Origin of the sequence: Deinococcus fonticola, assembly GCF_004634215.1 — a bacterium.
Taxonomy (GTDB): Bacteria; Deinococcota; Deinococci; order Deinococcales; family Deinococcaceae; genus Deinococcus; species Deinococcus fonticola.
This window is the reverse complement of sequence record NZ_SMMH01000011.1, coordinates 86119-106601: the sequence shown is the minus strand read 5'-3', so window position 1 is coordinate 106601 and position 20483 is coordinate 86119. Positions and strand designations below refer to the sequence as shown.

Below are 20483 nucleotides of genomic sequence, written 5' to 3'. Positions count from 1 at the left end.
CGCAGCGCAACCATACCCCGGCGAGGATGGCCCTGAGGTGTCCTCGCCGGCTTTGCCATGGGTGATCAAAATTCTGGCCCCTTGTGCAGCTTTGAACAAGAGCAAAAGAAAAGACTGTTCTGGACGATTTGCGTAGAGTAAGCCCTTCAGTGATCTTTGGGGGAATTGATCAAACGCAAGGCTTATCAGGCCAGCGTTTTTTGATCCGCTGTTCGCCCGCCGGAGGGAACAGACACGGACGCCCTTTCGTGGTGAATGTGCACGCTGTGGTGACTGCGGTGGCGCCGCAGCACCGCCTTGCCAGTGGCCTGGCAGTACAGCTGCGCCGCAAACCCCGCCTTGTCCAGTGGCGGCTGCCGGGTATTCAGGATGTAGATGACCCCCAGATCCACCTTTCTCTCCTGCTTCAGGGTACGGGCCACGTCCAGCAGGGTGTCGCGGTGAGCCCCCAGGCTGCTGCACACCAGCAGGGCCGGCCAGGCGGAGTTCGCGGTGGCGTCCGCCTGCGTGACCCACTCGTCCACTTCCGAGAGGGTCTGGTAGATGGTTTCCCGCGTCGTGCCTGCCTGAAACGGCGGCAAAATGGCCTTACGCGGCAGGGTCAGGGCTTCCCAGCGGCTGACCACCGGGCGCGGCCCCTCCTGCACGAAGATGGGCAGGCCCTGGCGCTGGGCGTCCAGCAGCAGACGCGTGGCAGCCCGCTGCACCACGCCCGCGTCGCCTTCGATGCACAGGGGCAGGTGAACAGGAGACAGGTAGGCGTCGTCTCCCCACGGCCGCAGGGTCGCCTGATGAGATGAAGGGACAGCAGCAGAAGCAGGAGAAATTCGGGTCAGGCGTTTCTTAAACCACACGGTCAGTCCTCGGCGCAAAAGAGACACCGTGAGGGACGGCGCTCCTTGCTCTGTCCAGTGTAAAAAAGCCGTCTTGCTAAGTTATGACTCGTGGGCAGGCCACCCGTTGGGGGAAGTGGACACCCCCTCACTGCGTCCGCAGAAAAAGCGACATGAAAAAGCGGCCAGGCCGGCAAATCCGCGCCAGGCCCAGGGCAGGGCGACCATAATCAGGAGCAGCAGGGTCGAGAGGCTCAGCTCGCCCGACGATTGGCAGTTGAGGTAGTAAATGCGGCCTACACTGGCAGCATGACCGTCCTGCACCTGTGCGTCGGCCTGCCCGGTGCGGGGAAAACCACCCTGGCCCGCCGTCTGGAAGCGCAGTCCTCAGCCCTACGCCTCAGCACCGACGACTGGATGCACCTGCTGTTCGGCGCGGGCGAGAGCGAAGATAAACGCGACGTGCTGGAACACGAGCTGCTGTGGTCAATCGCGCGGCGGGTGTTGACGCTGGGAACGGACGTTGTTCTCGACTACGGCCTGTGGTCAAGGCAGGAACGTGACCTGTACCGCGCCAGGGGGGCCGAACTGGGCATCAACGTCATCCTGTAATCCTGTACTTCCTCGACCCGTCACTCGAAGAACTGTGGCGGCGACTGGAAGGCAGGAACGCCGAGCCGGGTTACCCCTGCAAGGTCACCCGTGAGGAACTGGAATTGTGGAACACCTGGTTCGAGCGCCCCACACCCGAGGAACAGGCTTTATTCCATCAGCCTGACTGATCGGCTAATAGAACAAAAAAGACCGGGGAAGACTCTCCCCGGCCCTTCATCCGTTGAATTACTCTTCGTTGCCTTCGCCGGCGGCCTTCTCGGGGCCGCTGACCACTTCGTCGTCCGACGCTTCCTTGGCTTCCTCGATGCTGGTTTCGCCTTCCAGGATGGCCGCGGCGGCCTCCTCGGTCAGTTCGCCGGCGGCGACCAGGCCGGCCACCTTGGCGGCTTCGGCTTCGGCAGCCAGTTCCTCTTCGCTGAGGCGGGGCGGCAGGATGCTGATCACGATCTGCTCCGGGTCGGCCTTCAGTTCGCAGCCCTCGGGCAGCTTCACATCACCCGCGGTCACGTGATCGCCGATGCGCAGGCGGCTCACGTCGATCACCAGTTCTGCCGGAATGCGGCGCGGGCCGGGGGCCTGAATGTGCAGTGTGTGCGTCACGATGTCCAGCAGGCCGCCTTCCTTCTCACCGGCGCTCTTGCCCTTGGTGTGCACCGGCACATTCACTTCAATGGCCTGACCGTACGTGACCATGTAGAAGTCCACGTGAATCGGCATGCGCTTGCGCTTGTCCATCTGCACAGTCTTCACCAGTGCCGGGAAGGTCTCGCTGCCTTCCACGGTGATGTCGAACAGGCCGGTGGTGCTCTGCTTGCGGAAGGCCCGGTCGAATTCCTTGCGGTTGATGGCAAAGGAAACATTCTGGCCCTTGTGGTAAGCGACGGCGGGAATCATTCCTTCGGCCAGCTTCTCCTGGCTGCTACGGGGTTTGGCATTCAGTTCCATGACTTTCTCCTTAACGGGGTACTACAAATCTTTCGCTTGTTCGTCGCTGCCGCGCACCGACACTGTTCCGCGCTCTACGGGACGTTTCGGTCAACTGAGCATCGCTTCTGCGGAGCCACTGTCGGGGGCAGGGCGGACATGCAACCGTAAGAGCATACCAAAAACAGCCGCAGGAGTGGAAGGGTTGCCCACCCCTTCGGCGGATTGCCGGGCCGTGCTGAAATTATCCGGCCAGAAGCGAGTAAAAGACAGGGCGCCACGGCGGTCATGCAACATCAAGCCCATGCCGTCCTGGCGGAGTGTGAACTCAGAATGGTGCCGCATTCCGGGCGGTTTGCTAAACTTGTTCCCGTTGCCGAGCGGCCCCCCACCCCCAGAGGGCATGGAAGCGGCCCCGGACGGGAAAAAAGCCCGACAAAACACAAGGAGAAACATGATCAGCGTCACGGAACTGAGAAACGGAACGAAAGTCGAAATGGACGGCGGCCTGTGGGAATGCCTGGAGTACTCCCACCTGAAAATGGGACGCGGCGGCGCAAAAGTCGTCACCAAATTCCGCAACATGGAGAGCGGCAGCATCGTCGACCGCACCTTCAACAGCGGTGAAAAGTTGCAGGACATCTTCGTCGAGGGCAAAACCATGCAGTACCTCTACCCCGACGGTGAAGACTACGTGTTCATGGACATGGAGACCTTCGACCAGATTCACCTCGGCAAGAACATCGTCGGTGACGCTGCCAAGTTCATGAAAGAGAACACCGAGGTGGAAGTCTCGATGTACGGCGAAAAGGCTCTCAGCCTCAGCCTGCCCAACCAGGTCATCCTGAAGATCGTGGAAACCGACCCCGGCGTGCGCGGCGACACCGTGTCCGGCGGCACCAAACCTGCCAAACTGGAAACCGGCGCGGTCGTGCAGGTGCCCCTGTTTGTCGAGCAGGACACCAACGTGAAGGTGGACACCCGCACCGGACAGTACCTCAGCCGCGCTTAAGAGCTGCTTTTGCTTAAGCCGCTCCCTGTTCGGGGGCGGTTTTTTATGGCGTTTGCTGGCGAGTTGACCCATCCTGCTGCCGCTTCACCTTTTCGGAACCTCCGGGTCTCTGCTTCACCGCTCTGCAATTCTGGCTAAGGATCTTCGTCCTCAGTGCCTGAACATCGGTGGTGGGTGGATGTGGTGGCCTGGGAGTGAGGCGCGGTGATGGCGTGTATCCGCGTTAAACTTGGGGAACGAGTGGGCGTTAGGGTGGCAGTGACACACCCGGCGTCCGTCCCCGCGTCACAATGGGGAAAGTTCAAAACCCAAGGAGAGGCTATGAATCCTGACGACCTCAAGACCATTCTGGACGCTTTGACTCACGCTGACGTGCGCGAGTTCAGTTTGACGACGGGCAGCTACGCCCTTGACCTGAAGCGCGGCCCGCAGGCCTTTGCGGCCCCAGTGATGGGTGGGCCGGCACCGACTTACGCCATGCCCGCGCCCATGCCGGCTTACGCACCTCCCATGCCCGCTGCTCCCAGCGCCCCGGCACCGGCCACCCCAGCCCCGTCTGCCCCTGCGGCCAAACCCGCTGAAACGCCGAAAGCCGAAGCCCCGAAAGCGGACGCCAAGCCCGCCGAGGCCCCCAAGGCCGCCAGCAAGGGTCAGCCGGTCAAGGCCCCCATCGTGGGAACGTACTACTCGGCCAGCAGCCCCGACGCGCCGGCTTACGTGAAGGTGGGCGACCGCGTGAAGAGTGGGCAGGTGCTGTGCATCATCGAGGCCATGAAACTGATGAACGAAATCGAGGCCGAGATGGACGGCACCATCGTCGAAATCCTGGTGAAGAACGCTGAACCCGTCGAGTACGGGCAGACCCTGTTCATGATCGAGTGAGTCTGAGGGTCGAGCGTCTGGGTTACTGATCTCCTCAGACTCTTAGACCCTTGACCCTTAGACATCTTGCCGGAGGCAAGCCATGTTCAAGAAAATCCTGATCGCCAACCGTGGCGAGATTGCCCTGCGCGTGATTCGCACGGCGCGGGAAATGGGCATCAAGACCGTGGTGGTGTATTCGACCGCCGACGAGAAGAGCCTGCCGGTGCTGCTGGCCGACGAGTCGGTGTGCGTGGGGCCGCCGGCCAGCAACCAGTCTTACCTGAATATCCCCAACATCCTCTCGGCGGCCCTGATGACGGGCGCCGAGGCCATTCACCCCGGATACGGCTTCATGGCCGAGAACCCCGAGTTCGCCCGGATGTGCCGCGAGCACGGCATTATTTTCATTGGCCCCACGCCCGAGAACATGGATGACCTCGGTTCCAAGGCGAATGGACGCGCCGTGGCGACCGCCGCGAAAGTGCCGGTGGTGCCGGGAACGGGCCTGCTGGAAACCGTGGAGGATGCCCTGGCCGCCGCCAAGCAGATCGGGTATCCGGTGCTGCTGAAGGCCAGCGCGGGCGGCGGTGGACGCGGCCAGAAAGTCATTCAAACGCAGGATGAGCTGGCCAAGGGGTTCGCGCAGGCGCAGGAAGAAGCGAAGCTGTACTTCGGTGACCCGGCATTGATCATGGAGAAGTTCCTGACCGAGTTCCGGCACGTGGAAGTGCAGGTCATGGGCGACGGCAAAGGCAAAGTCATTCACGTCGGCGAGCGCGATTGCAGCATTCAGCGCCGCAACCAGAAACTCATCGAGGAAGCGCCCAGTACCCTGCCCGAGAGCCTGCGTCAGGAAATTCTGGCGGCGGGCGTGCGCCTGGCCAGTTCCATCGGCTACACCGGCGCGGGTACGCTGGAATTCATCCTCGACCGCGACGGCAACTACTACTTCATGGAGATGAACACGCGCATTCAGGTCGAGCACTGCGTGTCCGAGATGATCAGCAACCTCGACCTGGTGCGCATGCAGATCGAGATTGCCGCCGGCGAGGGCCTGAAGATCGACCAGGACGATGTCGTGCTGAGAGGGCACGCCATCGAGTGCCGCATCAATGCCGAAGACCCCGACAAGGATTTCCGTCCCAGCGCCGGGAAGATCGACGAGGTTCACTTCGCGGGCGGCCCTGGCGTGCGCGTGGACACCCATACGTACAGCGGTTACAGCATTCCGCCCAACTACGACAGCCTGATCGGCAAGCTGATCGTGTGGCACGAAGACCGCGACAAGGCCATTGCGCGCATGAAACGCGCCCTGGAAGAAAGCGTCATTCAGGGGCCGAAAACCACCATTCCGCTGTACATCAAGATCATGGACAACCCGTTCTATAAACGTGGCGCTGTCATGACCAATTTCCTGAAAACCCGCATGGAAACGGTCGAGAAGTAAATTCGGCAGGAATCCTTCAGCAACAGTCCCCGGCGAGCAGGCCGGGGGTTTTTGTTGGCCGGCAGGAAAAGAAAAACGCCCCCCGGAAATGGAGGGCGTTTTCGGCAGGCGGTTTTAGAAGCGGAACTTCAGGCCAGCGGCGATGCTGCTGATGTTCGGGTAGGGGTTCCCGATGTTGAAGTAGTAGTGCTGACGGCCTTCGCCGTACAGGGCGATGTTGTCGGTGAGGCGGTAATCCACGCCGATGGACAGTTCACCGAAGGTGGCGGCGCGGGTGAAGTTGTACCCGGCGCCGACGCCCAGGATGCCGTCGATGCGGCCGGTGGTGGCGCGGTAGGTAATGGCGGCGCTGGCGCTGGCGCCCGGCGTGGTGCCGCGCACCGGGATGTCACCGGTGATGCGCACGCCGAAGCTGTTCACCAGCTGGTCGTTGCCGGCGGAGACGCGCACCATGAAGCCCTGGCTGGGGTACATGACGCCGTAGGCGGCCAGGCCCACGTAGTTGCCGTTGCGGAAGGGAGCGGCGGGGGGAATGTAGGGGTCGCCCTTCTCTCCGCGTTCACCCTGAATGCCCTGGGGGCCCTGGGGGCCGGCGGGGCCAGCCGCACCCGTGGGTCCGGCAGGACCAGCCGGGCCTTGCGGGCCGACGGCGCCAGCTTCACCAGCGGGGCCCTGGGGGCCAGCCGGGCCAGCTTCACCAGCGGGACCAGCCTCGCCCGCGGGGCCCTGGGCGCCGGCTTCACCGGTGCCGGGGGCGGGCATGTTCTTCAGCTGGTCTTGCAGGGCGGCCAGTTGGGCTTGCAGGTCGGCAATCGCTTTGGCCTGGTCGGCCTGGCTGGCGCGCAGTTCCTGAAGGCCGGCCACGGCGTCCTGCACACCCTTGCGCAGCACGTCGAGTTCGGCGGGGTTGAAGGTGGTCTGCTGGGCGGGCATCTGGGCCAGCAGGCGCGACAGGATGATGGCGACTTCCTGGCGGGTCACGGCCTTGCACCAGTCGAAGGTGGTGGTGTAGGAAGCGGGCAGGAGGCCCTTGCTGACCACCAGGTCAATGGCGGCTTTGGCTTCAGCACCGACGGTGCAGGCCACCGTGACCACCGCGCTGGGGGCGGCGACTTTGGCGGGCGTGGTGATGGGGGCGACAGCCCCACCGGCGAAGGCCGATCCGGCCAGCAGGAACGTGAGTGTACTCAGTGATTTCTTCATCTTCATGCGATCCTCCTCAGAAAGCAGCTTAAGCCAAATACTGAGTGGCGGGCTGATCTGGCGTTAATACTCAGAGCCTGGCGCCTTACCCTCTGCTCATTCCTCATTATCACTCATTTGCTGCGGGCTTTTATCACCGCATCCCGGCGCCAGCCCATGGTATTGGTTCATAAATATCTCATTTATCGGTCAACTTTGCTGCTTTTTTCATGGTTTCGTGCAGGCCAGGAATTCTGCCCTGAGGGCGTAGGGGCAGCGGCGCCGCTTCCTTTACACTGACGCCATGCCGTACCAGACCGTTCGCCTCACCCGTCAGGACGACGTCGCCACGCTGACCATCGTGACCAGGATGGGCAGCATGAACACCACCTTCTGGCGCGAAATGCCGCAGGCGCTGGCCGAGGTGCAAGCGTCTCGCGTGCTGATCCTGCGCGGTGAGCAACTGTTCAGCGCGGGCCTGGACGTCAAAGACAACGCCGCCGTGATCGCCCCCACGCTGGGTGACCCCAGTGCATTCCAGGCGGTGGTGGCGGAAATGCATGCCGCCATCGAGGGCTTGAGCCAGCTGCCCATCCCCGTGATTGCCGCCGTTCACGGCTGGTGCATCGGTGCGGGCCTGGAAACCATCAGCGCCTGCGACCTGCGCCTGTGCAGCCGCGAGGCCAGATTCAGTCTGCCGGAGGTGAAACTGGGCATTACCGCTGACCTGGGCGGGCTGCAACGCCTGCCCCACCTGATCGGTCGGGGCCGCGCCGCACACCTGGCCCTGACCGGCGAACCCATCGACGCTTCCACTGCCGAACGCTGGGGCCTGGTCACTGAAGTCCTCGACACGCCGGAAGCCCTCTTCCAGCGTGCGGATGAACTCGCCCGGCACCTCGCGGGGCTGCCCGCCAGGGCCCTGGAAGGCACCAAACGTACCCTTCAAGACGGTCTGCCCCACCACGAAAGCATGCAGGGCGCCGTGCAGTGGAACGCCCAGCACATGACGCTGGAAGGCTTGCAAAACGCACTCAAGAAATAAGTGGTGAGGGGAGCTTATCTGTGCGCTCAAGCTGGGTTTGCCTCTCGCCGCTCGACTCACCTACGCTAAGGAGCATCTATGACCTTGAAACCCGGTACCCCTGAATCCACTTTTCGCCCTGACCTGCTGGCGGGAAAGCACGCGCTGATCACCGGGGGGGGCAGCGGCATCAACCTGGGCATCGCGCAGAGTTTCGCGGCGCACGGCTGCGCGGTGACGATCCTGGGGCGCAACCTCGAGAAAGCGCAGCGGGCGGCGCAGGGCATCGTGGACGCGGGCGGGCGGGCACTGGGCGTATCGGCGGACGTGCGCGACTTCGCGGCCATGCAGGCCGCCGCGGCGCAGGCCGCGCAGGAGTTGGGGGACTTCGACATCGTGCTGGCGGGCGCCGCCGGCAACTTCCCCGCGCCGGTGGACGGTATTTCCCCGAACGGCTTCAAGACCGTGGTGGACATCGACCTGAACGGCACCTTCAACACCGTGAAAGCCTGCGCCCCGCACCTGAAAACCCCCGGCGGAAACATTCTGAGCATCAGCGCCTACGGGGTGGCGGTGCCCATGCAGGCGCACGTGGTCGCCGCCAAGGCCGGGGTCGACCGGCTCACCGAAACCCTGGCCGTGGAGTGGGGGGTGCGCGGCATTCGCGTGAACGCCATTATCCCCGGCCCGATCGACGGCACCGAAGGCATGGCTCGCCTGGCCCCCGACGAGAAAAGCCGTAAACGCGTGGAAGAGGGCGTCCCGCTGGGCCGCATGGGCCTTCCGCAGGACATCGCCAACGCCGCCCTTTTCCTGGTGTCCGACGCGGCCAGTTACGTCACCGGCGTGATTTTAAACGTCGACGGCGGGCAGAACCTGCTGGGCGGCGCACCGCAGTACCAGATGTACCTGGCCATGCAGGCGCAACAGAACAGGGCAGAGTAACCCCCCGTTGACTGGCCTAGAGCATTTGACAAAAGAACACAGGGACTTTGTCCGAGCAGGGCGAGTAAATTTAGACGAGCAGGACGGACTGGCACAGCTCCGCAGGCGAGCATGGAGCGCTCTGGGGAAGGGCACCCCAGAGCGCGTCATTCGGAGACCTGCTCTACTCCGGTCTGGAACGTGGATCGGTGGGTGGTCATTCTGACCCGCTCAGCGCGTGTATGCTCTGCGTGTGCGCCGGGCTGTTCTGCTTTTTCTGCTGCTGGGTTGCGTGTCGGTCGGGCAGGCTCCGGTCGCTGACGCCCCTGTGTCCAGTGTGACGTTGCGGCGCGAGCCGGGGCCGTCGGCCGGCGTGCAGCGCGTGCTTGACCGGGTGCAGCGCGACGTGAAGGTCACTCTGCTGGTGCGCGACGTGCGTGATGGGCGGGTGCTGGATTCCTTGCACGCCGACGCGCCCATGATTCCCGCCAGCGCCCTCAAGACCGTGACCGGCGCGGCGGTGCTGGTGGAACGCCAGGGAGCGCAGGGCTGGTGGAGTACCGAACTGACCGTCCCCGCCGCCGATTCCGGCCAGGCGAAAGTCAAGGCCCTGACCCTGCGCGGCACGGCTGACCCGACCCTCAGCGTTGCCACGGGCAGGAACAGCCTGCGCGAACTGGCCCGGCAGGCTTTTGCGGCGGGCGTGCGCGAGGTGGGCGAAGTGCGTTTCGACCAGTCGCGGCAAGACGCCGCCAGTTTCCTGTCCACCTGGTACGAGGCCGCCATGCCCGCCGTGCGCCTCAGCGAGTGGGTGGACGCCCCGCGTGATCCCGGCGACATTCGTGAGGCGCTGGGCCGCCCGTTAATCGTGGAGCTGCGCCGTGCCGGCATCAAGGTGCGTTCGGACGTGATCGGCCCAGCGCCCGTGTACCGCCCCTACCAGCCGCCCATACGGAAGGATGAGCAGGGCCATGTCCTGCCGCCCGACCCGGTGATTCCCCTGGAACGTCGCCCGGAGCAGGGGGTGGCGAGCGTGCGCAGCGGTTCGGTGGTGCCGCTGGTGTGGGCGGTGCTGCGCCCCAGTGACAACCGCCGCGCCGAGGAACTGCTGGCCACGCTGGGCGCCGGCCACGCGGGGGGCGGCACGCTGAAGGGCGCACTGGCACGCGAACGCGCCCTGCTGGAAGGCCTGGGCGTGAACCTGAGCGGCGTGGTGCTGGCCGATGGCAGTGGCCTGGGCCGCGAGAGCAGACTGACTGCCCGCGCCCTGACCGACCTGCTGAAAGTCATGTACGACCTGCCGTACTCCACCGGGCGGCCGGGCCTGCCGGAGAATCTTTACCGGCAGCGGCAAAATGCCTTCGTGGAAGCCCTGCCGCTGGCCGGAACGGGGGAGCGCCTGCCGGATCACGGCGGGCGGGGCGGCACCATGGCCACGCGCCTGCTGGGCAGCGGCCTGGATGTCCGCGCCAAGACCGGCACGCTGCCGGGCGTGAGCAGCCTGACCGGGTATGTCACCGCCAGAAGTGGGCGGGTGCTGACCTTCGCCATTCTGATGAACGGCCCGGACACCGCCCCGCTGCTGACCCTGCGCGACCAGCAGGATCAGCTGGTCAGGGCCATCGCGGCGGGGCATTAAGGCAGCGGGCAAGTGTCCGGCACAGCCCGCAGAGGAAGCCCCATGATCGTGCCTCTGCAGGCACCCCTTTTCCGGTTTGGTCAGGTGCCTCAGTGAGGACAGCCCCGATCAAGCGGAATTCTTCTGATTTATGCCAGCAGGAGTACACTTCCTCGCAATGACCGCCGCGCCGCAGCCCCTCACCACCCACAGCCTGCTGCTGGCCCTGCTCATCACCTTCATCTGGGGCGTGAATTTCGTGGTCATCAAATGGTCGGTGGGCGAAACCTCACCGCTGCTGGTGGCCGCGCTGCGCTTCGCGGTGGCGGCCTTTCCCGCCGTGTTCTTCATTCCAAAACCCGCCATACCTGCCCGCCTGCTGTGGGGGTACGGGCTGGCGGTGGGCGTCATGCAATTCGGCCTCTTGTACCTGGCCATTCAACTGGGCATGAGCGCCGGCATGGGCAGCCTGCTGATGCAGACGCAGGCGTTTTTCACGGCGCTGCTGGCCGCCCGACTTTTCGGCGAAAAGATCATGCCGTGGCAGGCCTGGGGCATGGGCGTGGCTTTTATGGGCATGGCGGTCATCGGCGCCTTCGCCGGGCAGGACGTGCCCTTTTTTCCGCTGCTGGTCACGCTGGTGGCCGCGCTGGGCTGGTCGATCAGCAACCTGCTGGTGCGGGCCGCCGGGAACGTCAACGTGTTTTCCCTGGTGATCTGGAGCGCCCTGATTCCGCCCATTCCGCTGACGATCATGGCGGGCTTCACGCGCGGCTGGGGCAGCGTGGCGCACACCCTCACGCACGAGGGCTGGCCGTTCTGGGCGGCCATCGTGTTCATGGGCCTCTTCAACACGGTGCTAGGCTTCGGCATCTGGTCGAGCCTGATTCAGAAGCACGGCGCGGCCAGGGTCGCACCCCTGTCGCTGCTCGTTCCGGTGTTCGGGATGCTGTCCAGCGCGATTATCTTCCACGAGACTTTCCCGGCGGGCAAGGTCATCGGGGCGCTGCTGGTGTCGGTGGGAATCGTGCTGCACGTCTTCGGCGGGCGGTGGTGGAGAAAGCACTAACATAATCAACCTGTGCCTGCTGAAATCCCATCTCAACTAGCTGACGAAGCCCTGTTCCTGAACTGGGCGGTGTACACCAATCTGGCCCCCTGGACAGAAGTGGTCGCCTGGGCTGATGGATGGATCGAACGGCTTGATGTGTGGCCTGAACAGATCACGGAAATCAGCCTGAACAACCGCCCTGAAGATTCCGGGGCAAGAAAAGCCCTGGCAGAGTTGGCGCAGAAATGCCAGGCTCGTGACTTTCCCCAGCAGCTTGTCGAGCGGGCGCTGAGCAAGGTGCAGAGCGGACAAAACCCCTCTCAAATAATCAGCGAACTTTATCCGCTCGTGTTCGAAAACATAGAGATGGGTGGACTGGAATTGCCCGTAGCTCCGCCCGCTTTCCTGAAGGACGCCCTCTATCAACTCGACTACGATGCCGAAAGTATAGATCCAGAGTACGGATGGACGGACATCCGTGGAGAGGCGGCGTCAGCGTGGCTACAAAACCGAATTCAGGAGGAGTTGCAGAGCGTTCTGACTCAGTTGGCCGGAAGCAACAAGTAGAACCGCCCCTCACGAGGCGGTCTCCCCAGTTGCTGCCTTCTCCTACCCCTCCAGCGTGGTGAGGTCGCCAGGGTCCTGGCCCATGGCCTGCGCCCGCAGCACCCGGCGCATGATCTTGCCGCTGCGGGTCTTGGGCAGGGTTTCGACGACCTCGATGGCGGCGGGCGTGCCGATAGGGCCGAGGGTGTGGCGCACGTGTTCGGTGATGGAGGCGCGCAGGCCGCGCCCGACCTGCCCCTCGAAGCCGCGGCGCAGAATCACGTAGGCGTGGATGGCTTCACCCTTGATGGCGTCTGGTACGCCGATCACAGCCGCTTCGGCCACGGCGGGGTGGCTGACCAGCGAGTCCTCGACATCCGCTGACCCGATGCGGTGCCCCGCGACCGAGAGCACGTCGTCGCTGCGGCCCAGGATGCTGATGTACCCGTCCTCATCCTTCATGGCGAGGTCGCCCGAGGTGTAGCCGGCGGGATTTTCGTTCCAGACTTCGGCGTACTTCTCGGGGTTGCCGTGAATGCCGCGCATCATGCTGGGGAAAGGCTTGCGAATCACCAGATACCCCTGCTGGCCCACCGGGACGGGATTTCCCTGCTCATCCACCACGTCGGCGTCCACGCCCGCCAGCGGCTTGCCGGCGTAGCCGGGCCGGGCGGGCCAGCGCGGGTGCGTGCCGATGGTGGGGGCGCCCAGTTCGGTCTGCCACCAGTTGTCGATCACGACCGCGTGCGCGCCTTCCCCGGTGCCGCCCCCGAGATGTTCCTGCGCCCAGCGCCACGCCTCGGGGTTCAGGGCCTCGCCCGCGCAGGCGACCACGCGCAGGGTCGAGAGGTCGTAGGGTTTCAAGACCTGTTCGCCCAGTTTCATGAACATGCGCAGGGTGGTGGGCGCGGTGAACAGCACGTTCACGGCGAATTTCTCGATGAGTCGCCACAGCACGCCGGTGTCGGGGTAGTCGGGGGCACCCTCGCGGAACATGATGGTGCTGCCGGACACCAGCGGGCCGTACACGATGTAACTGTGCCCCACGATCCAGCCGATGTCCGAGGTGCAGAAGAACACGTCGCCGGGGTGAACGTCGTACAGCGCTTTCATGTGGTAGCTGGTGCCCACCATGTAGCCGCCGTGCGTGTGAACGACCCCCTTGGGTTTGCCGGTGCTGCCGGAGGTGTACAGGATGAACAGCGGGTCTTCGGCGTTCACCGGAACAGCCTCGGCCTTGCCCTGTTTCATGAGTTCCTGGAAATCCACCGTGCGGCTGTCGTGCTCGCGGTGCAGGCTGGTGATGCGCTCGTGCAGCACCAGGTAATCCACGCCCACCAGTTCCTGGATGGCCTCGGCGGCAATGGCGTACAGGTCCACGAGTTTGCCGCGCCGGTAGCCCACGTCGGCGGTGATCACGACTTTCGCCCCGGCGTCCTCGATGCGGTCACGCAGCGCCCCCGCGCCCAGGCCCGCGTACACCACGCTATGCACCGCGCCTATGCGGGCGCAGGCCAGCATGGCGATCACGCCCTCGGGGGTCAGGGGTATGTAGATGATCACCCGGTCGCCCTTTTTCACGCCGATGCTCTGTAGCCCGGCCGCGAAGCGTTCCACCCGGTCATGCAGCGTGCCGTAGGTGTAGATGTGGGCCTGCTCGTCCTCGGTAATCCAGATCAGCGCCGCTCTGGTGCGGGCTTCGCCCTTCGCGTACCGGTCGAGGGCGTTCAGGGTGATGTTCGTCTCGCCGTCGGCAAACCAGGTGTGGTGGGGCCTGTCCCACTTCAGGGCCTGGCCAGGTTCTTTTGTCCACACGAAGGTTTTCGCCTGCTCCAGCCAGAAGGCCTCGGCATCCTGCGCGGCGCGCTCGATGTCGGCCTGTGGATCGTACTGGAGGCGCTGCACGACGCTTCTGGGGGTAGGAATGCGCTGGGGCGCGGCCTGAGGCTGACTCGCTTGAGGTTCAGTCATAACGTCCTCCTGTTGGGTTGTGGCTTACGCCGAGTGTAGTCCGCGGCCGGCGGGACGTTCAGCCGCTGTTCCTCACGGGGAAACGCCGCGTGTCTAGAAGGTGGAGGGCTGGAAAACGGGCCGGCCAGTCACTGCTGGAGATTTGTCCGTAACGAAATTCGGTCAATATTCAGAAGAGCGAATCTAAACATCCGAATGGCAGAAATTGATTGCCAGGAGCGGTGTTTTCAAGTCTTAACACTTCGTTTTCAGCATCGCCTAAAATTATGCTGATGACATAATTCATGGTATACTTTCCTTATGACGAACCTACCGCTCACTCTGGAATTCGGCTCGGTTCGCCTGCCCGCCAGTGCGGATGGGCAACTGTACGCCCCCACCGCCCTGCTGGCCCTCGGCATCGAGATGCCGGGCGACTGGCAGAGCTTCGCTGACCTCAACGACCTCGAACTGCAAACGCGCGATTTCGGCGCCGGGCTGGAACCCAGCCTCAGCGTTCCGGAATTCACGCGCCTGGCCTTTACTTTCGAGACCACCGAAGCGCGGCGCTGGCGCCGGCGTGCCCAGGACATGCTGGCGCGCGCCATGCAGGGCGATATTCGCCTGGCCGCCCAGATTGCCGAAGCCAATCCCGATCCCGAAGCCCGCCGCTGGCTGGCCGCCCGCCTGGAAAGCACCGGCGCCCGCCGCGAACTGATGAGCACCGTGGCCCGCCACGGCGGTCAGGGCCGCGTATACGGCCAACTGGGCAGCATCAGCAACCGCAGCGTGCTGGGCACCGACAGCGCCACCATTCGCCGCGTCCGGGGCGTCAAGCAGACCCGCGACGGCCTGAGCAGCACCGAACTGCTGAGGCTGGCCTACCTGGACACCGCCACTGCCAGGGCCATTCAGGAGCACGGCGCCCACGGCAATACCGCCATCCTGCAACTGCACGAGCATGTGGCCCGCAAGGAGCGCCTGAACTGGGTCACGCCTCCGCAGGCCGGTTGATTCTCTTTTCCCCGCACAACAACTCGAACTGAACCATCGACACCACGGCACCCTGGTACTCCCCGGTGCCGTTTCTGCTGACCTCCCGCAGGCCCAGCCGGCGCATCAGCGCCAGCGAGCGGGCGTTGGGTTCATGCACCTCGGCCCACACGCGCCGCAGCCCCAGCTCACCAAAAGCCCAGGCCAGCATTTGCTTTCCTGCCTGCGTCCCCACCCCCTGGCCCCACAGATCACTGTCCCCGATGGCGATCCCCAGTTCGGCCTCGCCGCCTTGCACGTCCTGCCACTCGGCATAGCCCACCAGCCCACCGTCCACCTCGATCATCCTCAGGTGGCCGGCCTGCTCACCGCGCTCACGCCACCACTCGCGCACCTGCTGCGCCGACAGATCGGGCGTCCAGCCGTTGGCCCGGCAAAAGGCCCGGTCACGGCTCCAGCGCACCGCCGCGGCCTCATCCCCGGTTTGCCACTCGCGCAAAGTCACCTGCATGCTGGCAGGATAACGGTAGCCTGAGCCGCCTGAACCTGGAATCCCCCGGCGCGGCCCCGGTGCCCACTGCACTTCTCCGCTGTATTCCTCATCTGGTGCCGCTAGAATTCGGCGCGTGCCCAACACCCTGCCCCGCTACGTCATGCGCGAAGTCCTGCAAATGTACGCGGTGGGTCTGGCCCTGTTCATGGTGCTGCAAATGACCGACATCATCGCCAGTTCGGTGGGCCGCGCCCTCCAGACGCAGGCGTCCTTCGGGCAGTTCCTCACCGCGCTTCTGGCGTACTCGCCCACGCTGCTCAGCAAAACGCTGGTGGTGGCGGTGCCGTTCTCGATTCTGCTGGCGCTTTCCCGCCTGCAGAAGGACAGTGAAGTCAAAGCTATCGCGGCGGCGGGCGTGCGGCCCCTCAACCTGATCTGGCCGCTGATGCTGCCGTTTGCGCTGGTGGGCCTGCTGGTGTTCTGGAACGCCGGCACGCTGATGCCCGCCGGGCTGGAGAAGTGGGAAGCCACCTGGCGCACCATTTACGGCAACGGTCAACCCATTCCCAGTCAGGACCGGTACACCTACGCCCCGCAGGGCGGCCTGTACTACGCGGGCCGGGTCGAAAGCGACACGCAGGGCCGCAGCGCGCGGCTGTTCGGCGTGATGGTGCAGCGTGGCAACGAAACCCTGACCGCCCAGACGGGAACCTGGGACGCCCAGACCCGCACCTGGCAACTGGACATGCCGTGGCGCACCGTACCGGGCGAACACCCGCAGCAACTCATGACGGGCGTCACCGTGCCGCAGGACGACACCCTGAAACGGCCTCCCCCGGACCCGAAGAAAACCAGCAACGCGCAGCTGCGCGCCGAACTGGCCGGCGGCGACCTGCAGGGCGAAACCAGGCGCGTGTACCAGTACACCCTCGCCAGCCGTTACGCCGATTCGTTCACGCCGCTGGCCTTCGCACTGGCGGCGGGCGCCCTGGGCCTGCTCTTTCGCAGCCGTGTGGCCGCGCTGGGCGGCCTCATCGTGTTCGTGGCGCTGTTCTACGTGTTGTGGTTTTACCTGATGCCGCAACTCGCCCGTGTCGGCGCGGTGCAGCCTGCCCTGGCCGCCTGGACGCCCAGCCTGCTGTTCCTCTTGATTGGCGGCGTGCTGGCCTGGAGGCTGAAATGAGCGGTCTAAGGCTCGCGGGAGTTCAGACCAACTGCGGTGAGAGCGCCGGGCAGCAGCACTCTCCACGAAACGGAATAAGCAGCAAAAGAGAAGCGCCTCACACGCAGAGGAAACGCCCATGAGGCGCTTCGAGCGGTACGTGCTGGACGAGATCATCCCGGCCTTCCTGGGGGCGCTGGCGGTGGTGATTCTGCTGTTCCTGCTGGTGGCCTTGCAGGAGGTGCTGGCCCCGCTGCTGGCGAAGGGCGCGAACCCGCTGCTGGTTGGCAAACTGCTGGCGCTGAATATCCCCTGGGCCATTTCGCAGGCGCTGCCGCTGGGGCTGATGTTCGCCACGCTGCTGGGGCTGTCGCGCCTGGCCTCCGATTCGGAGATCAAGGGCGCGCAGGCGGGCGGCATTCCCATCATGAGGCTGATGTGGCCGGTGCTGACGCTGGCGCTGGGCGTGGCGGCCCTGTCGTTCGCCATCGGGGAAGGCGTCACGCCGCGCACCAGGGTGGCCGAGCAGACCGTGCAGCGCCAGATCATCTTCGATAACCCGCGCGTCATTGGCCTCGGCACCCGCGACGCGCAGGGCCGTAACCTGGTCTTGACCGATTCGCTGGGCCGCGCCATCAGCGTGGGGGAGCTGGCCGCAGACGGCACCATGCGCGACCTGCGTATCGTGACCATGCAGGTGGGCCAGCCGCCGCGCGAGGTGATTACCGCCCGCAGCGGGAAACTCAGCGGCAACGTGCTGACCCTTCAGGACGGCGAGCGCATCACCTACCAGTCGGCGCGGCCCATCACGGTGCTGACCTTCCGGAGCGGCACCCTGCCCGTGCAGGACGTGCAGGCCAACTTCGATCAGAACGCCAGCGCCAGCGGTAGCCTGAAACCCATCGACCTGCCGCTGAAAACCCTGCTCGAGCGCACGAACGCCTACCGCCTCCAGAAGGTCGCCGCGCCCGCCGAATTCACCGCGCTGCACCGTAAGTTCTCCGAACCGCTGGCGGCCATCGCGCTGACCTTCTTCGCGGTGAGCCTCGCGGTGTACACCTTCCGCAGCAGCATCAACCTGGGCTTCACCTGGGCCATCCTGCTGGCTTTCGCGTACTACGCCACCTGGAGCGTGTTCCGAATTATGGGCGAGCAGGGCGCCCTGCCCCCCGCGCTGGCCGCCTACGCCCCCGACACCATCGCCGTGCTGGCGGGGGCACTGCTGCTGTGGCTGGCCAACCGCCGCTGAGCTGTCGCCACTGCCCAGCGACGACAGGGCAGAGCGGACTCAGCCCTTCAGTTGTTCCTGCGCCAGGGCCTCACCCAGCCGCTTGAGCCGCTGGTGCAGCGCCACGATATAGATCTCCGGGAGCACTTCTTCCCCCAGCGTCCAGGCCCGCACGCCAGGTGTGGCCAGCAGTTCGTCGAGCAGCGCCAGTGTCACCTGCCGGGTCTGGGCGTACTCGGTCTGAAGCTCCGGCAGGGGCATGTCGCCCAGGTTCCTGGTGGATCTCAGGTACTGCTGCCCCTTTTCGCCCAGCGCCACGCGCATCTCCAGCCCCGCCTTGCGCTCCATGCCGATCACCTGCCGGAACGTCGCTTCGGCCGCGGCAGACCAGGGGCCGCCGGCGGCCAGCGCAGTCTGCTGCGCGCTCAGGTCGTTCAACTGCGCCCTGACGTGCGCCGGGGTGGTGCGGGCGGCCTGTTCACGCACGGCGTCCAGCGGGTGGGGTTCTGGCGGATCCGGGGATGTCCACTGTGGTTCGGGGGCCATGCAAGAGTTTAGACCGGATCGTGAAGCGAAGCTGATGAAGCGTGGTGTTCCGATTTTCCTGCCAGCCACCGCCCCCTCTTTCTTAGATACAGCCTATCTTTTTTGTCCCTCTTTTTCCCTGGGATCATGTCAGCCCGAAGGCGTCGCGCAGCGCCAGCGCGAACACCTGAAAGCTGAGGCTGGGGCTGGCGTAGGCTTCCAGCGCCTCCTGAAGGGCACTGAGGGCGGTGTCGGCCCTGGCGCGCTGGTGGGCAGGGCGCTCCCGCCACACGAAACGCAGCGCCTCGGGGTGCCAGGCGGCGTCCCAGCGTTTCTCCAGGCCCTCGGCGGTTTCCAGGGTGGTCAGGAGGCCCGTGTCCAGCGCGTCGTCCAGCAGCTTCGCGTCGCCCAGGGCGGCCTTCACGGTCTCGGCGGCGTCCAGCACCCCGGCGCGGCCCGCCGCGAAGGCGATCAGTTCCTGGTCAGCGTCCAGCCCCGAGCGCACCAGGGCGCGGGCCACCTCCTGATCGGGCACCGGCGCAACGTTCAGGCGGGCCGAGCGGCTGACGATGGTGGGCAGCACCGCGCGGAGATCCTCGGCGACCAACACGAACAGGGCGCGGTGTGGGGGTTCCTCCACCAGTTTCAGCAGGGCGTTGGCGGCTTCCTGGCCCAGAAATTCCGCGCCGTTCACGATCACCACCCGGCGCTGAAAGGTGGGCCGGACTTCCAGGAACTCGTACACGTGCACGTCATAATCCCGGTTCTTGTCGCGGCCTTCCAGAATGGCCCCGATGGGAATGAGCTTGCGCCGCGCGGCCTTCCCGGTGGTGGTGGTGGCGCGCGGTTCCACCAGCAGAATGTCCGGGTGCGCGCCCGCCGCCAGCGCCTGGCATGACGGGCACGCGCCGCACGCCTCGCCGTACATGCCCCGCACTCCAGTGCAGTTCTGCGCCGCCGCCATGCCCCACGCCGCCGCCAGTTTTCCCACCCGCGCCGGGCCAGTCAGCAGCAGCGCATTCCCGCCAAACTGCCCCGCCTGCTCCAGCAGCGGGCCGTGCAGGGTCATAAGGCGGAGGTGGGGAAAAGCCGTTCCCTGCCCCTCACGAACCACACCCGACAACCCTCTTTCATTTTCCGATCGCCAGGCGGGCCGCCAGCACCTGTGGCAATCCAGCCTCCATGATCGCGTCCTGGGTGCGGCCTATGTCGTAGGGCACCCGAAAAATCTCAAAACTGTGGCGGCCCGTGTCGAAGATGGAGTAACTGGCGGCGGGGTTGCCGTCGCGCGGCTGGCCGACGCTGCCGGGGTTCAGGATCACGCGGGCAGCGGGCGGGATCATGTACGTGCCGCCGTCGCTGAGTTTCTGTTCCTTGATCCACTCGCCCACCGGGGCGTTCAGGGTGGCGTACACGGCGGGCTGGTGGGTGTGCCCGACAAAGCAGATGCGGCCTTGCCACTGCTGAAAGGCCTCGCGGGCGGCGGTCACCGAGTCCATGTAATCGTCGAGGCTGGTGGGGGTGCCGTGGCGGTAACGTGCCCCGACATCCGGGTCATCGATGCCGTCGCGCCAGGTGCGCATCCATTTCAGGTCGCGTTCGGTCAGGCGCCCGAGCTGGTACTTCAGGGCGGCCGACACCACACTTTCCTTGTACGCGCGCTCGCCGCTGTCCAATTCCAGCATCATCTGGTCGTGGTTGCCCATGATGCACACCGCGTCGTACTCGCGCAGGGTTTCCAGCACTTCACGCGGGTGCGGGCCGTACCCCACGGCGTCCCCGAGGTGCAAGACCTGGTCGTACTTGCGTTTCTCAGCGTCCAGCAAGACGGCCTGCAACGCGACGTTGTTGGCGTGAATGTCGGAAAGCAGCAGCAGCCGCACGTCACCCATCATAGCGTCTCAGCCGCAAGGGCGCGCCCGGCAACCGCGCCGTCGGCGTGGCGTGTCCAGTTTTCCCGACGCCCGCAGGCGCGGCGCACCCCAGACCCGGTACACTACGAACCGTGAAGCAAGTTACAAATGTCAGCAGAGCACCGCAAGACTGCTCTGGGCATTTCATAAGTCTCCCGTTTGTTCCTTGCTCCCGCCGG

General features: G+C 65.1%; 20 protein-coding genes. 12 read left to right on the top strand and 8 right to left on the bottom strand.

Annotation, left to right across the window (positions count from 1 at the left end; translation table 11 throughout):
• Positions 1-185: 185 nt before the first annotated feature.
• Entirely contained in the window at positions 186-854 is a 669-nt protein-coding gene (locus E5Z01_RS08545) for a hypothetical protein (RefSeq protein ID WP_135228970.1), read from the bottom strand.
• A 288-nt stretch (positions 855-1142) separates the two neighbouring features.
• Between E5Z01_RS08545 and E5Z01_RS19945 the strand changes: the two genes are divergently transcribed.
• Entirely contained in the window at positions 1143-1445 is a 303-nt protein-coding gene (locus E5Z01_RS19945) for a P-loop nucleotide/nucleoside kinase family protein (protein ID WP_135228969.1), read from the top strand.
• A 228-nt stretch (positions 1446-1673) separates the two neighbouring features.
• Here the strand turns inward: E5Z01_RS19945 and E5Z01_RS08535 are convergent, their stop codons facing one another.
• Positions 1674-2393 (bottom strand): 50S ribosomal protein L25/general stress protein Ctc, encoded by a 720-nt coding sequence (locus E5Z01_RS08535; protein WP_135228968.1) that lies wholly within the window; start codon positions 2391-2393, stop codon positions 1674-1676.
• A 433-nt stretch (positions 2394-2826) separates the two neighbouring features.
• Between E5Z01_RS08535 and efp the strand changes: the two genes are divergently transcribed.
• The 3 genes from efp (at position 2827) to accC (ending at position 5695) form a co-directional block, all read left to right on the top strand.
• Positions 2827-3384: an elongation factor P gene (gene efp, locus E5Z01_RS08530; RefSeq protein WP_119764812.1), complete on the top strand. Its 558-nt coding sequence runs from the start codon at positions 2827-2829 to the stop codon at positions 3382-3384.
• 321 nt (positions 3385-3705) lie between these two features.
• Positions 3706-4266, top strand: a complete 561-nt coding sequence (gene accB / locus E5Z01_RS08525) for an acetyl-CoA carboxylase biotin carboxyl carrier protein (RefSeq protein ID WP_119764814.1) — start codon at positions 3706-3708, stop codon at positions 4264-4266.
• A gap of 82 nt (positions 4267-4348) precedes the next feature.
• A complete protein-coding gene (accC, locus tag E5Z01_RS08520) occupies positions 4349-5695 on the top strand; it encodes an acetyl-CoA carboxylase biotin carboxylase subunit (protein ID WP_135228967.1) in 1347 nt (448 codons plus the stop codon).
• Between the two features lie 114 nt (positions 5696-5809).
• On the opposite strand, the gene E5Z01_RS08515 is transcribed toward accC, so the two are convergent.
• The gene (locus E5Z01_RS08515; protein WP_167757832.1) at positions 5810-6904 is read right to left on the bottom strand and encodes a coiled-coil domain-containing protein; all 1095 of its coding nucleotides are present in this window, start codon (positions 6902-6904) and stop codon (positions 5810-5812) included.
• Between the two features lie 277 nt (positions 6905-7181).
• On the opposite strand from E5Z01_RS08515, the gene E5Z01_RS08510 reads away from it, so the two are divergent.
• From E5Z01_RS08510 to E5Z01_RS08490, 5 genes are all read left to right on the top strand, one after another.
• Positions 7182-7922 (top strand): enoyl-CoA hydratase-related protein, encoded by a 741-nt coding sequence (locus E5Z01_RS08510; protein WP_135228966.1) that lies wholly within the window; start codon positions 7182-7184, stop codon positions 7920-7922.
• A 78-nt stretch (positions 7923-8000) separates the two neighbouring features.
• On the top strand, positions 8001-8846 hold the full coding sequence (locus E5Z01_RS08505; protein ID WP_135228965.1) for an SDR family oxidoreductase: 846 nt from the start codon (positions 8001-8003) through the stop codon (positions 8844-8846).
• A 232-nt stretch (positions 8847-9078) separates the two neighbouring features.
• Positions 9079-10464, top strand: a complete 1386-nt coding sequence (locus E5Z01_RS08500; protein ID WP_167757831.1) for a D-alanyl-D-alanine carboxypeptidase/D-alanyl-D-alanine-endopeptidase — start codon at positions 9079-9081, stop codon at positions 10462-10464.
• Positions 10465-10621: 157 nt separating this feature from the next.
• Complete coding sequence (locus tag E5Z01_RS08495; RefSeq protein ID WP_135228964.1) at positions 10622-11512, top strand: EamA family transporter; 891 nt, start codon at positions 10622-10624, stop codon at positions 11510-11512.
• Between the two features lie 12 nt (positions 11513-11524).
• Entirely contained in the window at positions 11525-12061 is a 537-nt protein-coding gene (locus tag E5Z01_RS08490) for a hypothetical protein (RefSeq protein WP_135228963.1), read from the top strand.
• A 42-nt stretch (positions 12062-12103) separates the two neighbouring features.
• Here E5Z01_RS08490 and E5Z01_RS08485 read toward each other — a convergent pair whose 3' ends face one another.
• Complete coding sequence (locus E5Z01_RS08485; RefSeq protein ID WP_135228962.1) at positions 12104-14011, bottom strand: acetate--CoA ligase; 1908 nt, start codon at positions 14009-14011, stop codon at positions 12104-12106.
• Between the two features lie 300 nt (positions 14012-14311).
• Here E5Z01_RS08485 and ddrC point away from each other — a divergent pair, with 300 nt between their 5' ends.
• Positions 14312-15004, top strand: coding sequence for a DNA damage response protein DdrC (gene ddrC, locus E5Z01_RS08480; RefSeq protein ID WP_135228961.1), 693 nt, complete (start codon positions 14312-14314; stop codon positions 15002-15004).
• Here ddrC and E5Z01_RS08475 read toward each other — a convergent pair.
• Positions 14982-15494, bottom strand: a complete 513-nt coding sequence (locus E5Z01_RS08475) for a GNAT family N-acetyltransferase (RefSeq protein WP_135228960.1) — start codon at positions 15492-15494, stop codon at positions 14982-14984. The genes ddrC and E5Z01_RS08475 overlap by 23 nt on opposite strands.
• 115 nt (positions 15495-15609) lie before the next feature.
• On the opposite strand from E5Z01_RS08475, the gene E5Z01_RS08470 reads away from it, so the two are divergent.
• The gene (locus E5Z01_RS08470; RefSeq protein WP_233554611.1) at positions 15610-16659 is read left to right on the top strand and encodes an LptF/LptG family permease; all 1050 of its coding nucleotides are present in this window, start codon (positions 15610-15612) and stop codon (positions 16657-16659) included.
• 118 nt (positions 16660-16777) lie between these two features.
• On the top strand, positions 16778-17887 hold the full coding sequence (locus tag E5Z01_RS08465) for an LptF/LptG family permease (protein ID WP_135228959.1): 1110 nt from the start codon (positions 16778-16780) through the stop codon (positions 17885-17887).
• A gap of 39 nt (positions 17888-17926) precedes the next feature.
• Here the strand turns inward: E5Z01_RS08465 and E5Z01_RS08460 are convergent, their stop codons facing one another.
• The 3 genes from E5Z01_RS08460 to E5Z01_RS08450 form a co-directional block, all read right to left on the bottom strand.
• A complete protein-coding gene (locus tag E5Z01_RS08460) occupies positions 17927-18412 on the bottom strand; it encodes a hypothetical protein (protein WP_135228958.1) in 486 nt (161 codons plus the stop codon).
• Between the two features lie 124 nt (positions 18413-18536).
• The gene (locus tag E5Z01_RS08455; protein WP_135228957.1) at positions 18537-19460 is read right to left on the bottom strand and encodes a DNA polymerase III subunit delta'; all 924 of its coding nucleotides are present in this window, start codon (positions 19458-19460) and stop codon (positions 18537-18539) included.
• Between the two features lie 61 nt (positions 19461-19521).
• On the bottom strand, positions 19522-20283 hold the full coding sequence (locus tag E5Z01_RS08450) for a metallophosphoesterase family protein (protein WP_135228985.1): 762 nt from the start codon (positions 20281-20283) through the stop codon (positions 19522-19524).
• Positions 20284-20483: the final 200 nt, after the last annotated feature.

Coding starts and splice junctions, on each gene's coding strand:
- E5Z01_RS08465 (WP_135228959.1), top strand. CDS start 16,778: ATGAGGCGCTTCGAGCGGTACGTGCTGGACGAGATCATCCCGGCCTTC.
- E5Z01_RS08450 (WP_135228985.1), bottom strand. CDS start 20,283: ATGGGTGACGTGCGGCTGCTGCTGCTTTCCGACATTCACGCCAACAAC.
- efp (WP_119764812.1), top strand. CDS start 2,827: ATGATCAGCGTCACGGAACTGAGAAACGGAACGAAAGTCGAAATGGAC.
- accB (WP_119764814.1), top strand. CDS start 3,706: ATGAATCCTGACGACCTCAAGACCATTCTGGACGCTTTGACTCACGCT.
- E5Z01_RS08475 (WP_135228960.1), bottom strand. CDS start 15,494: ATGCAGGTGACTTTGCGCGAGTGGCAAACCGGGGATGAGGCCGCGGCG.
- E5Z01_RS08510 (WP_135228966.1), top strand. CDS start 7,182: ATGCCGTACCAGACCGTTCGCCTCACCCGTCAGGACGACGTCGCCACG.
- E5Z01_RS08505 (WP_135228965.1), top strand. CDS start 8,001: ATGACCTTGAAACCCGGTACCCCTGAATCCACTTTTCGCCCTGACCTG.
- E5Z01_RS08535 (WP_135228968.1), bottom strand. CDS start 2,393: ATGGAACTGAATGCCAAACCCCGTAGCAGCCAGGAGAAGCTGGCCGAA.
- E5Z01_RS08515 (WP_167757832.1), bottom strand. CDS start 6,904: ATGAAGATGAAGAAATCACTGAGTACACTCACGTTCCTGCTGGCCGGA.
- E5Z01_RS08495 (WP_135228964.1), top strand. CDS start 10,622: ATGACCGCCGCGCCGCAGCCCCTCACCACCCACAGCCTGCTGCTGGCC.
- E5Z01_RS19945 (WP_135228969.1), top strand. CDS start 1,143: ATGACCGTCCTGCACCTGTGCGTCGGCCTGCCCGGTGCGGGGAAAACC.
- ddrC (WP_135228961.1), top strand. CDS start 14,312: ATGACGAACCTACCGCTCACTCTGGAATTCGGCTCGGTTCGCCTGCCC.
- E5Z01_RS08460 (WP_135228958.1), bottom strand. CDS start 18,412: ATGGCCCCCGAACCACAGTGGACATCCCCGGATCCGCCAGAACCCCAC.
- E5Z01_RS08455 (WP_135228957.1), bottom strand. CDS start 19,460: ATGACCCTGCACGGCCCGCTGCTGGAGCAGGCGGGGCAGTTTGGCGGG.
- accC (WP_135228967.1), top strand. CDS start 4,349: ATGTTCAAGAAAATCCTGATCGCCAACCGTGGCGAGATTGCCCTGCGC.
- E5Z01_RS08485 (WP_135228962.1), bottom strand. CDS start 14,011: ATGACTGAACCTCAAGCGAGTCAGCCTCAGGCCGCGCCCCAGCGCATT.